At 64.2% G+C, this 12,407-nt stretch carries 15 protein-coding genes; 2 read left to right on the forward strand and 13 right to left on the reverse strand.

Annotation, left to right across the window (positions count from 1 at the left end):
* Nucleotides 1-11: 11 nt before the first annotated feature.
* Genes ACSFBF_RS31185 through ACSFBF_RS31195 form a run of 3 tightly spaced genes read right to left on the reverse strand, consistent with a single transcriptional unit; the run spans nt 12 to nt 2,417 of the window.
* Nucleotides 12-740: an FCD domain-containing protein gene (locus ACSFBF_RS31185; RefSeq protein WP_435473817.1), complete on the reverse strand. Its 729-nt coding sequence runs from the start codon at nt 738-740 to the stop codon at nt 12-14.
* A gap of 6 nt (nt 741-746) precedes the next feature.
* A complete protein-coding gene (locus ACSFBF_RS31190) occupies nt 747-1,298 on the reverse strand; it encodes a cupin domain-containing protein (protein WP_435473819.1) in 552 nt (183 codons plus the stop codon).
* 9 nt (nt 1,299-1,307) lie between these two features.
* On the reverse strand, nt 1,308-2,417 hold the full coding sequence (locus ACSFBF_RS31195) for an alcohol dehydrogenase catalytic domain-containing protein (RefSeq protein WP_435473821.1): 1,110 nt from the start codon (nt 2,415-2,417) through the stop codon (nt 1,308-1,310).
* Nucleotides 2,418-2,548: 131 nt separating this feature from the next.
* Here ACSFBF_RS31195 and ACSFBF_RS31200 point away from each other — a divergent pair, with 131 nt between their 5' ends.
* Both ACSFBF_RS31200 and ACSFBF_RS31205 read left to right on the forward strand, forming a co-directional pair.
* On the forward strand, nt 2,549-4,195 hold the full coding sequence (locus tag ACSFBF_RS31200) for a bifunctional 3-(3-hydroxy-phenyl)propionate/3-hydroxycinnamic acid hydroxylase (RefSeq protein ID WP_435473823.1): 1,647 nt from the start codon (nt 2,549-2,551) through the stop codon (nt 4,193-4,195).
* A complete protein-coding gene (locus tag ACSFBF_RS31205) occupies nt 4,192-4,602 on the forward strand; it encodes a nuclear transport factor 2 family protein (RefSeq protein WP_435473825.1) in 411 nt (136 codons plus the stop codon). Before ACSFBF_RS31200 ends, ACSFBF_RS31205 begins: the two co-directional genes overlap by 4 nt.
* Nucleotides 4,603-4,719: 117 nt before the next feature.
* Here the strand turns inward: ACSFBF_RS31205 and map are convergent, their stop codons facing one another.
* From map to ACSFBF_RS31255, 10 genes are read right to left on the reverse strand one after another with little or no spacing between them, the layout of a single operon-like run.
* Nucleotides 4,720-5,511, reverse strand: a complete 792-nt coding sequence (gene map, locus ACSFBF_RS31210) for a type I methionyl aminopeptidase (RefSeq protein WP_435473827.1) — start codon at nt 5,509-5,511, stop codon at nt 4,720-4,722.
* Entirely contained in the window at nt 5,511-5,765 is a 255-nt protein-coding gene (locus ACSFBF_RS31215) for a ParD-like family protein (RefSeq protein WP_435473829.1), read from the reverse strand. The genes map and ACSFBF_RS31215 overlap by 1 nt, the downstream gene beginning before the upstream one ends.
* Before the next feature lie 55 nt (nt 5,766-5,820).
* Nucleotides 5,821-6,825 (reverse strand): 5-oxoprolinase subunit C family protein, encoded by a 1,005-nt coding sequence (locus tag ACSFBF_RS31220; RefSeq protein ID WP_435473831.1) that lies wholly within the window; start codon nt 6,823-6,825, stop codon nt 5,821-5,823.
* Nucleotides 6,818-7,519 carry a 5-oxoprolinase subunit B family protein gene (locus ACSFBF_RS31225; protein ID WP_435473833.1) on the reverse strand — a complete coding sequence of 234 codons (702 nt, stop codon included), beginning with the start codon at nt 7,517-7,519 and terminating at the stop codon, nt 6,818-6,820. Before ACSFBF_RS31225 ends, ACSFBF_RS31220 begins: the two co-directional genes overlap by 8 nt.
* Before the next feature lie 21 nt (nt 7,520-7,540).
* Nucleotides 7,541-8,299: a LamB/YcsF family protein gene (locus ACSFBF_RS31230; protein WP_435473835.1), complete on the reverse strand. Its 759-nt coding sequence runs from the start codon at nt 8,297-8,299 to the stop codon at nt 7,541-7,543.
* Nucleotides 8,300-8,320: 21 nt separating this feature from the next.
* A complete protein-coding gene (locus ACSFBF_RS31235; protein WP_435473837.1) occupies nt 8,321-8,773 on the reverse strand; it encodes a VOC family protein in 453 nt (150 codons plus the stop codon).
* A 3-nt stretch (nt 8,774-8,776) separates the two neighbouring features.
* Entirely contained in the window at nt 8,777-9,550 is a 774-nt protein-coding gene (locus ACSFBF_RS31240) for an SDR family NAD(P)-dependent oxidoreductase (protein ID WP_435473839.1), read from the reverse strand.
* Between the two features lie 12 nt (nt 9,551-9,562).
* Nucleotides 9,563-10,738 carry an NAD(P)/FAD-dependent oxidoreductase gene (locus tag ACSFBF_RS31245; RefSeq protein WP_435473841.1) on the reverse strand — a complete coding sequence of 392 codons (1,176 nt, stop codon included), beginning with the start codon at nt 10,736-10,738 and terminating at the stop codon, nt 9,563-9,565.
* A gap of 6 nt (nt 10,739-10,744) precedes the next feature.
* On the reverse strand, nt 10,745-11,545 hold the full coding sequence (locus ACSFBF_RS31250) for an NAD(P)H-dependent oxidoreductase (protein ID WP_435473843.1): 801 nt from the start codon (nt 11,543-11,545) through the stop codon (nt 10,745-10,747).
* A gap of 33 nt (nt 11,546-11,578) precedes the next feature.
* Nucleotides 11,579-12,349: a helix-turn-helix domain-containing protein gene (locus ACSFBF_RS31255; RefSeq protein WP_435473845.1), complete on the reverse strand. Its 771-nt coding sequence runs from the start codon at nt 12,347-12,349 to the stop codon at nt 11,579-11,581.
* Nucleotides 12,350-12,407: the final 58 nt, after the last annotated feature.

The raw sequence follows: 12,407 nt of genomic DNA on the forward strand, positions 1-12,407 counted from the left end.
GGCCGGTGGCCCTACGATTGCGCGGCCTGGGCTGCCTGAGCTGCCTTGAGTGCGGCCAGCACGTTGCGCTGCGTGCTCAGGATGTGCTCTTCGAGCAAGGCGCAGGCGGTGTCGGCGTCGCGGCGCAGGGTGGCGTCCATGATCTTCTTGTGCTCGTTCGACTTGCGGCGCGCGGTCTTCCGGTGGCGGGCGGAAAAGCGCCGGTAGCGCTCCGCCTGGTCGAACAGGCTCGCGCCCCAGACACGCTGGCGCAAGGAAGGGCATGCAGCCACCAGCGCGAGGTGAAAGGCACGGTGCAGCTGCGACCAGTCGTTGTCGAGAATGACGGGCCCGTCGCTCAGGCGGGACTCGACCTTCTCCAGGCGGTGGTACGCAGCCAGGATGTCCGCCTCCCAGGCGTCGTCGCCGTGGGCAATGGCTTCCCGCAGCGCCGGCACGTCGAGCATGACGCGCATGCGCGTGATGTCGGCCAGGTCGTCTTCGGAGATCGGCGCCACGCGGAAGCCGCGGCGCTCGTCGGCGCGGATCAGCCCTTCCTGCGCCAGCCGGCTGAGCGCCTCGCGCAGCGGGCTGCTCGAATAGCCGTAGGCCGACTGGAGCTCGTCGAGCTTGAGCTTGGCGCCGGCTTCGAACGTGCCGGCCAGAACGTCTTGCCGCAAGCGGGTAAAGGCCTGCTCGACCAGCGGCGGCTCGTAGGCGGGGGAGGTTTCTTGTTTGTGCATGGAATTAATTTTATGCATGGTCTTTCATCCCTGTCCTCCCGCTCGCCTCGTGCCCACGAGCACGAACAGCATGGTCGCGGGCCGTTCGCCGAGATTGCGCCATGCGTGCCGGTTGCCGTGCTGCACGGCAACCTCATGCTGGCGCAGCAGCACCTGCGCGCCGTCGTCCAGCTCGAGCGTGATCTCGCCTTCGAGCACGATGTCGTAGTCGATGCTGTCGGTGGTGTGCATGCCGGGATGGTCGGGCTCGAAGGTCTCGGCCAGGCCAGGAACCAGCCGGCCGAACTCTGCGCCGAAGGCGGCACCGTCGAAGTCGGCGCGCATCATCACCGCATCGGGCGGGAACGTGACCATCATGAGCCGGGTTCCGCCGGCAGCAGGCACGAAGCCCGCCTCGCCCGTGCGGTCGTCCACGGCGCCGGTGCCCACGCTGTCAGAAGCATCGGTGGCCCACAGCAGCGCCGCGGCAAAACCGGGCACGGTCGTGAACTCGACGCCGCGCGGCGCCGCGCCATCCGAAAGGAACTTCGCCTTGCCGTCGACACCGGTGCCAGCCACTACCCGTCTGATCTTCATGGCGCGCTTTCAGGGATTGATGACGAAGTTGCTGAAGCCGCCGTTGCGGCTCGCGATGCCCGAGATCGCTTCGTTGATGCGGTCCAGCGGATAGCACACGTGCTCGAACACCGAGAGATCGAGCGTGCCGGCCTCGGCCATGTCGGCCATGTCTTGTCCATCACCGGCCGTGAACCAGGCCGAGCCCTCGATGCTCTGCTGCTCGTCCATCATGGTGTGCAGGTCCATGCCCACCAGGCCTGCGATGGCGCCGATGTTGTAGGCCCGGCCGCCGCGCTTGAGGGCGCGCACGCCCTGCTGGAAAGTGTCGTGCGGCGCGCCGGGGCCCAGCGCGTCGATGAAGGTGTCCACGCCCAGCCCGTCCGTGCGGGCCTTGGCCCAGGCGTCGATGGCCTCGCCGTCGGCATTGGAGAAGACCTCGATGCGATCGGGTGCCAGCGCCTTGACGCGCTCCAGCAGTTCGCGGTTGCGCCCGGTGCCCAGGATGCGCGTGGCGCCCATGGCCAGGCCGAAGAGCGCGCCACCGATGCCCAGCGTGCCGCTGATGCCGTTGATCAGCACGCTCCTGCCAGGGCCGACCTGCGCCTTGCGCATCGCGGAGTACATGGTGCCGAGATAGCCGAAGCGCGCCGCCTGGTTGAAGCTCACGTTGTCCGGCAGCTTCACCAGCGCGTACTGCGGGGCGATCATGTATTCGCACAGGCCGCCGAACGGATAGTTCTTGTAGAGCTTGAGCGAGTTCTGCGAGAAGCCGAAGTAGCCGCTGAACGCGTAGTGCGTGCAGTTGATGAGGTCGCCGTTGCGGCAGGCGCGGCAGCCGCCGCAGTAGAGGCTCGGGTTCACGTAGACGCGGTCGCCCGGTTTCCACGTGTGCACGTGGGAGCCAACCGCCGTCACCTCGCCGGCCGGGTCCAGCCCGAAGACCGCGGGCAGCGGCGGCAGCGGCAGTTCCGGAAACCAGGTCGTCCAGTTGGCCAGGATGTTGCCGAGATTGGGCACGATGCCGCACGCGCGCACCCGCACCTGCACATCGTTGGCGGCAGGCTGGGGAATCGGAAGTTGCTCGACCTCCATCGGGGCGCCGACCTGGTGCAGTCGGGCAGCTTTCATCGTCGTCATGGTGTCTCCTGGCTGATTGATGTCTATATGCACAAATCTCGTTTTGTGCATTCTTTTCGACCACGCGGCGTGACGTCATCAGTGATAACCCTTTGCGCACGAAATCATGTTTTATGCACAATTCTAAATTCATGCATTCAACAAAGACCATGCTCCAGCAGAACCCGGAACCCGTCGACGTGGCGATCATCGGCTTCGGCCCCGTTGGCGCAACGCTCGCGGCGCTGCTCGGCCGACGCGGCTTGCGCGTCGCGGTGTTCGACAAGTCGGAACAGATCTACCCGCTGCCGCGCGCCTTCGCGCTCGACCACGAAGCGCTGCGCGTGTTCCAGGAGATCGGCATCGCCGGCACGCTGGCGCCGCACATGACGCCCTACCGCCCGACGATCTACCAGGGAAGCGACGGCGAACCCATCCAGCACTTCGACATGGGGCCGTCGCCCTACCCGCTCGCGTGGGCGCCGTCGTACACCTTCAACCAGCCGGCGCTGGAGGCCTCGCTGCGCCAGGCCGTCGGCAAACTCCCCGGCGTGTCGATCCATCTCGGGCACGAGGTGCTGCAGCTGAGCCAGTCGCAGACCCACGCGCAGCTTGGCGTTCGCAGGCCCGATGGCACGCAGGCCCAACTGCACGCACGCTACGTCGTCGGCTGCGACGGCGGCACCAGCCCCACGCGCAAGCAGATGGGACTGACGCTCAAGAGCCTCGACTTCGACGAGCCCTGGATCGTGGTCGACATGCATGTCGACGAAGACAAGCTCGACCGGCTGCCCGCCACCAATGTCCAGTACTGCCACCCGTCACGGCCTTGCACCTACGTCGTGGGTCCGGGCACCCACCGGCGCTGGGAGTTCCTGCTGCTTGCCGACGAGGCCGAGCAAGGCGAGATGCCGCACGAGGCCATCTGGAAGCTGCTCGCCCCCTGGCTCACGCCCGCGGACGCGCGCATCTGGCGCGCGGCGGCCTACCGCTTCCATGCGGTGGTGCTCGAGCAATGGCGCAAAGGCCGCGTGCTGCTGGCGGGCGACAGCGCGCACCAGATGCCGCCCTTCCTGGCCCAGGGCATGTGCCAGGGCTTGCGCGATGCCGTCAATCTCGCCTGGAAGCTTCAACGGGTGCTCGAGGAGCGCGCCCCCGAAAGCCTGCTGGACAGCTATGGCGACGAGCGTGGACCTCAGGTAGAGGACGTGACGGCGACCGTCAAGCGGCTGGGCCAGATCATCTGCGAGCGCGACCCGGTGCGCGCCGCCGAACGCGACCTTCGCCTGCGCGAGCAGCAAGGCGGACAGGTGCGGATGCAACTGCGCCAGAGCCTGCTGCCCGGCGTGCACCACGGACTGATCGAACGCGACGAGTTGCCCGCGGGTACGCCCTTTCCCCAAGCGATGGGATGCATCGAACCCGGCGTTGCGCCGCAGATGATGGACGACCTGCTGCAGCCCGGCTTTCTGCTGGTGCTGCGCCATGCGCCCGACCCGGTGGCGCTTCGGGCCTTGGAGACGTCGGCGGCGAGCCTCGGCGCGCAGCTGCTGTGCATCGATGCCGCGATGACGGCACCCGGCGTGGTGAAGCTGGCCGAAGCCGACGGCATTCTGGCTGCATGGTTCGAACGCCATGGATGCGAGGCCGCGCTCGTGAGGCCGGATCACGTGGTCTATGGCGTGGCACGCAGCTTCGAAGACGCCGCGGTTCTGATGCAGCGGGCTTCCCAGGACATCGGCATCCAACTTCCGGCTCGACCGAATCCGAAAACCCCCACCGCCCAGAGCGCAACATGAACGAAGCCACCTCTCCCTCGTCTTCCGACACTGAACGTCTGTTGCTCGATCTCGAAGCACAGCGATGCAACGCCATGAAGCGCGCAGACTTCACGCGCCTGCGCGAGATTCTTCATCCAGACCTTGTTCACGTCCACGCCAAAGGCCAGACCGACAACTACGAGAGCTACTTCCGCTCGGGCGGCACGCATGTCGACTACAGGCAGATCGACCGCTCGGAGCTGAAGGTCCAGGTACTGGGCGACATGGCCCTCATGACGGGCCGGCAACTGCTCGTGGCCGTGCGCAAGGACGGCAGCGGCACCGTACGCATCGACTCGCGCGTGATGCAGGTCTGGGCCCGGGAGGGTGATCGCTGGCGGCAGCTGGCGTTTCAGACGACGCCGCTGGAGATGAGCATCTCGTGAGGCGTGCGCCGAGAGAGACGCCCCATGATCTCCGTGTTCTTTTCGCGCCCCGGGCAACATGTCTTGCCCTCGCGCTGCGAGAACCGGGTCTTCAAGATCTGCGCGGCAGGCTTAGTATCAAACCGGCGCGTAGGCGCCCGTGCCACCCGGCCAAGGCGTAAGCACCTCATATCCCTCGGGCGTTACAGCCACCATGTGTTCCCACTGGGCGGACAGAGACCGGTCCTTTGTCACGACTGTCCATCCGTCGGGCAATTGCCTGGTTTCGCGTTTGCCTGCATTGAGCATCGGTTCGATGGTGAAAACCATGCCCGGCTCCAGCCTGAGCCCTCCCCCGCGCTGCCCATAGTGCAGCACCTGCGGCTCATCGTGGTAGATCTGGCCAATGCCGTGCCCGCAGTATTCGCGCACCACGCTGAATTGCTCCCGGTGAGCAACCGACTGGATGGCATGGCCAACATCGCCCAGAGTCGCTCCGGGCTTGACCTGCCGGATTCCGGCCAGCATTGCTTCGTACGTCGTCTCCACCAGGCGCCGGGCCAACACACTGGGGGCTCCGACGAAGTACATGCGACTGGTGTCGCCGAACCAGCCGTCCTTGATGACGGCGACATCGATGTTGATGATGTCGCCCTTCTTCAGAATCTTGTCGGGCGAGGGGATGCCGTGACAAACCACCTGATTGACGGAAGTGAGAACGGTCTTCGGATACCCCTGATACCCCACGTTCGCTGGAATGGCGCGCTGGACATTCACGATGTGGTCGTGGCAGATCCGGTCGAGCGTCTCCGTGCTCACCCCCGGCACGACGTAGGGCTCGATCATGCCGAGCACCTCTGCGGCAAGCCTGCCGGCCCGCCGCGACATTTCAAGCTCCTCGGCGGACTTGATGGGAACGCCGTGAGCCATCAGTGTTTTCCGCTCGAGGACGCGCGGGGCTTGCCAAGTTGAGTTGTGACGGCTGCGGCGATGTCCAGCCCCCCCGCGAGCTCAGCCTGTATCAACAGTTGGCAGACTTCCCGGTAGTCCAGCTCCGGGTGCATCTCGGTCAGCATGCCGACTCGCATCCAGTGCTCTGCCTGCGCATTGATAGACCTGCTGAAGGCGTTTCCCGCCACTCGCAGGTTCTCGTGCATCAAGTCCGAAATTTTTACGATGCCCATCGGCGACCCCTATATGAAACGTATATGCATCATATACGTCTTGTATGGCCTCGCGCTACGCCCGGACAAATCCGCTGATCAGGTTCTCTCTCATCAACCGGCTTTGCAGACTGCCCAATGGTCTTGCAATCTCTTTCAGGAACCGACTTCTCAGCGGCGCATCTGATCGCACCAACCGGATCGCCTCCAATGCGTCCACGGCTTGAAAACTCAGGCTGTCGCGCGGTCGAAGCTGGGACAAGCCATCGAGATCCGAGGACAACACCGTGGCGATCTTTGGGTATCCGCCGGTGGTCTGGTGGTCAGCCAGCAGTATCGAAGCCACGCCATCGCCCCCGACCTGTATCGAGCCTCGCACGATCGGCTCGGACGGGATGGACAAGGCACCCTTCAGTGCCAGCTTCGGACCAGAAAGGCGCATGCCCATCCGGTCGTAGGCCGACGTGACCGAGAAGCTCTCCTTGAGAAGCGCCGCCATGGCCTCGGGCTCGAACCTGCCGGCCTGCGGCCCCGGCACGACCCGCACAGGCTTGCGCGAATAGGCAAAAGCAGGAACCGGGAGATCACCCTCCCGCTCTTCCGCAACGCTGGTGTTGCGCAGCAAGATCGCGGCACCAGGGCCGAGGCTCCCGCCACCAAGACCAGACGTCGAATGCGTTGCGGTGTGCCCCGCCCACTGGTCGCACACCAGTTCGCCACAGAACGCCAGGTAGGCCCAACTACCCCAACTGCCGGGTCGAACCGACAGCACGTCTCCTGCACGGATGGTTCGCACGCACCAGGACTTGCTCGAGGAACCTGAATGGCAGACCTGAAAGTCGCCGCCAGAAACGCAGCACGTTACTTCGCCCGATTCGCACACCACTTCCAGCCCGCCCATGGAGATCTCTATGGCGGTGGATTCCGCGGGGCATCCCAGCGCGACATTGGCTGCAGCATGTGCAAGCCGATCCATGGGGCCAGAAGCGGGCACACCAAACCTCAGCATGCCCGGTCGCCCGCCGTCCTGGTACGAGACCAGCGGGCCGCAGGCCCTTACCAGCAGCCTGGCTTCAGCCATGATTGGCAATCTCTCGTCGTGCTTCGTACTGCGCCAGGCTGATGCGCTTGAACCTGACCTTGTCCCCCCCGCCGAAAAGAAAGGGAGCGCTTTCATCGCGGGTCAGTATCCGGGTGGGAGACCGCCCGATGATCGACCACCCGGTGGGCATCTTGAGTGTCGTGACAAGGCACTGCGGCCCTGCGATGAGCACGCTTCCGGCTGCGATGTCCCGAAGCGCCGAAGGCTTGCGTGGCACCTGTATGTCGCGCGGCACGCCAGACATGTACGCGTACCCTGGCGCGAATCCATACATGCGCACTTGATAGTCACCCTGCAAGTGACGGTTGATCACTTCATCGATGCAAAGGCCCGCGGCTTGGGCCACCGCTGCAAGGTCGGGCGCGAAGTCTTCTTCATAGCAAATCTCGACTTCGCGCAGTTCCCCTCCAACCTGGCCGGCCGAAAGATCTTGCTGCAGGTTTTCAGCAGCCTCCCGAATTCGGGTGTGATCCGTGACCAGAGGATCGAAGTCGATCAGCAGGCTGACAAACGCCGGAATGCATTCAAGCATTCCCTCGGGCGGCGAATGAGCCAATGCCCGGTCGAGCGCGAGCACTGCCGCACTTGCCTGGTCGGTGATCGCATCGCCAAAGGAAACCAGTAGCGAGTGGTCCGCGACGGGAACATACCTTGGCCATCCTTGCTCCAGCATCGAACTTCCCCGCACCGGTCGCTAGTCGAGAAACGAGACCAGAGTGACCCCTTCGGCCTCCAATCGCATCCGGACGTGTCGGGCCATCTCGACGGACTCCGGGCTGTCACCGTGGACGCAGATTGATTCGGCCTTCAACGGGATCGGGTCGGAGCCCAGGACGGGCATCTTTCCGGTCTTCAGGAAGCCGATCAAACGATCCGCAGCTTCCTTTGCATCGTGCAGTACCGCCCCCTCCCGGCTACGCGGCACCAGGTGGCCGCTGGGCAGGTACGCGCGATCGGCGAATATCTCCGAGAAGACTCTGAGCTCCTGCTCACGGGCGGCGTGTTCCAGGCTCGTACCCGATATGGCAAGGATCGCAAGAGCGGGGTCGATCGTCTTGACCACCGAGACGATGGCTTTGGCAACGGCCATGTCGGCCGCGGCGAGATTGCCGAGTGCGCCATGCGGCTTCACATAGCTCACACGGGTGCCCGCAAGGCGAGCCATCGCCGCAAGGGAGCCGACCTGCGCCGCAACCATCCGGCCGATCTCGACGGGTTGCATCGGAATCACGCGTCGCCCGAACCCCTCGCGGTCGGCATATCCGGGATGGGCGCCGACCTTCACCCCGCGGTCGGTGGCCAGCCGCAAGGTCCTGTACATCGTTTCCGCATCGCCGGCATGGCCGCCGCAGGCGATGTTCGCGCTGGTGACGCAATCGAGAATCAGCGCGTCGTTTCCCATGACCCATGGGCCGTAGCCCTCACCCAGGTCGGAATTCAGATCGATCCGCATGCTCGGCTCCTCGCTTTGTTTCTACTTGCCAGGAAGATTCGTTGCACGAGTGAGCAGCGTCACGCCTGCGCCCTCGACTGAGTCGTAGTAGGTAAAGCCCGTCCGGTTCGTGCGACGCCCTCGCATCAGCACAGGCAATCCCAACGTGCCGGCTTGCGCCTCTGCTGCATCGGCATCCGGAACCTCGAACCCGATGTGGAAAACGCCTTCTCCCTTGCTGCCCAGATGAAGACGCTGAGGCGACGGTTCATCGTTGGGCTCGCACAGCTGGATCTGCACGTTCGGCAAGTTGCACATCCTGTACTTGAGAGCGAGAAAGCCGGCCTTGCTGGGAACGCTCAGTTCCTCGTACTCGGCCAGAGGCGGGTATTCGGTCCAGGGGCCTACGCCGATGGATTCGTAATAGGCCTGCGCCTTGTCGATGTCGTGCACCACGATGCAGATGTGGTGGAGCTTGTTGAACGGGTGTGACATCGATCAGCCCTTCACTGGAACAACATAGTTCAGAACGCGCCGTCCACCGTCCACGTACATGGTTTCCCCGGTGATGTACGACGCATCTTCGCTCGCAAGAAACGCGACGACCGACGCAATTTCAGACGGCTGTCCGTAGCGGCCCAGCGGGGTCCGCGAGAGGATTGCATGGTTGCCCGCGCTCTGGACAAACGCCCCGGCAACCATGTCGGTCATGATGGTCCCGGGCCCGACACCGACGACCCGAATGCCGTGCGGCGCAAACGCCACCGCCGCGGTGGACGTCACCTGGTTCATGCCGCCCTTTGAAATCGCGTACGGCGCGACGTTGGGGTTCGCGAGTCCGGAATTGATGGAAGACATGTTGATGATCACGCCGCCCTTGCCGCGGCTGATCATCTCGCGGCCTGCAGCCTGCGTGCCGTAGAAGGCCCCTTTGAGATTGACGTCCAGCACGCGGCTGAGCATCTCTTCGGTGACGTCCAGGAACTCCACCACCGGTGCGATGCCGGCGTTGTTCACCATGATGTCGATGGCACCGAAATGCCGAACCGCCGCCTCGACAAGGCTGACCACCTCGCTCTTTTTCGAAACGTCCGCGCGCACCGCGAAGACGTTGGCTGCCGTGCCGATCTCATCGGCTGTCCTGGTCAGCGTCTCTACATCGATGTCGGAGACAACCACTTTCGCGCCCTCGGCCAGAAGACGCTCGGCCGTCGCGCGCCCGATGCCTCGCGCAGCCCCTGTCACAACCGCAACTTTGCCTGCAAGCCTCATTTCGATTTCCTCTCAATAAACGATGGATTCAAACAATGGCGTCGAGGTGCGAATGCGCGCCCAACCCAACGGGGTCATGTCGATCGACCGGAATTCCCCGGCCGTGATCAGTTCAGCCACACCTCGACCGACCGCTGGCGCATGCATGACACCGTGGCCGGAAAACCCCGTCGCGAAGATGAGGTTGCCCAGCTCGTCATGAGCGCCGACCACGCCGTTGTGGTCCAGCATGTTGACTTCATAGTGCCCAGCCCACGCCCGGTTCAAGCGCAGTTCTTCCATGGCCGGGATGCGCCTGGCGAGCAAAGGCCAGAACAGTTCATCCATCAACTCGTGGTGAGGCTCGAAGTCGCCATCTGCATCCACGTCGATCTCGGCCGGTGGCTGTATGCCTCCGATGTAGCCCTCCCCTTCAGGCCGCACCCAGATGCCGCTCGAGTCGAACAGCATCGGAAAATCGTTCGACCTGAAAGGCGTCTTGAAGGAGAAGACCGTGCGCTTCTTCGGCACGACCGGCAGTTCGATGCCCAACGACGCGGCCAGGCGCCCCGACAATGCCCCTGCGGCCAGAACGCAGAAATCGCACGCAATCGAGTCTCCGTTCGACAGCTCGACCCCAGTGACTCGCGCGCCATTTGTCTTGAACGCGTTGGCCGCGACTTCCACATAGTCGACACCGAGCCGCCGCGCCGCGCGGCGCACCTCGGAGAGCAGGCTCCAGGCATCGAACCAGCCTTCGTGCTGGACGCCCAGCGTTCCAATGCCGACGTCGTCGAAGTTGACACCCGGAAAGCGCGCGCCGAGTTCATCGGGGTCGAGCACCCGGATGTCCGCACCGTGGCTGCGCTGCATCCTGACGGCCTCTATGCGCTCGGCAACCTGGTCGTGGCCTCCGAGAATCAGGTAGCCCTTTTCCCGATACCCGATGTCTGCCTCATCTCCGAACACGGCCTTGATGTTGCGGAACATGTGAGCCCCGAAGAGGCTCATCTGGATGTTCGTGGCCGTTCCGAACTGGGTTCGTATCGAGGCGGCAGAAAGGGCCGTCGAAGAGAACTGGTACGACGCATCCTTCTCCACGACGGTGATCGGTCCCGTGAAGCCGGCCTTGCGCAGCGACCAGGCACAGAAGCTGCCGATGATGGCGCCGCCAACGATGACGACCCGGGCTGAATTTGCTGACGGCATGATCGATCAACGAGCAGTTCGCCGTTGCACAAACTCCGACGCCGACTCCTCGAAGGTCTGCCCGGCAAGCGGGTTCCACTGCACACCCGAGCGTGCGGCAACACCCGGCTTGAGCCGCTGCGAATGGTCGTAGTCACTCCAGGGGTGAAAAAAAAGCGGCTCGACCTGGTCGAGGTTGCGCAAGCGCTCCGCATACGCATCGAGGTAAGACTGCCGCTCCTGCTGCGGCACGCGCGCAGGCATCCACGCGGCAAAGGGCGGCAGCACGGTGAATCCGGTGTAGCCCAGGATCCCGTTGTGAATGGGCCAGAGCACATGATGAAGATCGCCATCGATGCCGTTGGGCTCGTAGAGCGTGGAGGCCGTGCCTGTCGTGATGCTGAGCATCGCGCGCTTGCCCTTGAAATGCCCGGTTTCGTATTTGCGCCCTGCCGAATAGGCGAAGCCCCGGCTGAGAACGCGGTCGACCCACCCCTTGAGGATGGCGGGCATTGAAAACCACCAGACCGGAAATTGCAGCAGCACGAAGTCGGCGGCCATGACCTTGGCCTGCTCCACCATCACGTCCGGGCTCTGCCCGCCGGTGGCAAATGCATGCTCCTGTTCCCGGGAGAGATCCAGGTAGTCGGCGTTCGCACGTTCGCCATCGAAGTCGGCGGGGCCCAGTGCCGGACTCCAGCCCATACGGTAGAGGTCGCTGACGACGACCGTATGGCCCATTCGCTCCAGCTCGCGGATGGCGACGTCTTTCAGCGCTCCGTTGAAGGATGCAGGCTCGGGGTGGGCATAAACGATCAGACAGTTCATGCCGGAAATTCTGCGCGCGAAGGTCAGGCGCAGCTAGAACGCACGACGCACCTGGTTGCGGTTTTCTGCATAGTCGAGACGCGAAGCGCGGTACTGCGCCGGCGTCATGTTCGTCGCCACCTTGAACTGGCGCGAAAAGGCGCTGTGATCCGCGTACCCGCATGCCGCAGCCACTTCCGTGATGGACGCTGGCGTTTCCTCCAGCAGCTGGCATGCCTTGTCGATGCGCTTCTTCATCAGCAGCTGCTTGGGCGTCACGTGGAAAACCTCGAGCACCAGGCGCCCGAGCGTGTCCATCGACACCGACGCATGGTCCGCCGCCTCGGCGATCAGGACCGATCGATCGAGGCCCTCGTCGATGAAGTCCAGAAACCTCTTCAGCCGGCGATAACTGTGGTGGCGCTCGTTGGGGCGAGGCAAGTCGCGTGACAACCCGGCCAATCCGACGATGCGGTTGTCGGCATCCAGCAGGGGAAACTTGGAGCTGAGGCACCAGTACCGGTCGCCGCGGTAGGTCTGGTACAGGCGCAGCAGCTCGCGAATCGGGCGGCCGCTGCCAATGACTTCGAGGTCTTGCGCCACCGTGCTCAATCCGGTCACCGGGAACAGCTGGTCGGCAGTCTTTCCCACGACGCTCTCGCCGCCCTGCAGGCCGGCGCGGTCAATCAAGGTCTGGTTCGCCCAGAGGTAGCAGCCCTGCTCGTCTTTGACGTAGAACAGCACGTCCGGCAGCCTGTCGAAGAGTGTCTCGACCAGCCCGGGCGTTCGCGTGAGCCACCCCTGTACCTGCTCGTCCAGTCGCATCCGGTTTCCTTGCTCGATAGCCTGCCGCGCGACCACTCGCGATGGGATCGGCTCAGGC

Origin of the sequence: Variovorax nivicola (assembly GCF_051216475.1) — a bacterium.
Taxonomy (GTDB): domain Bacteria; phylum Pseudomonadota; class Gammaproteobacteria; order Burkholderiales; family Burkholderiaceae_C; genus Variovorax.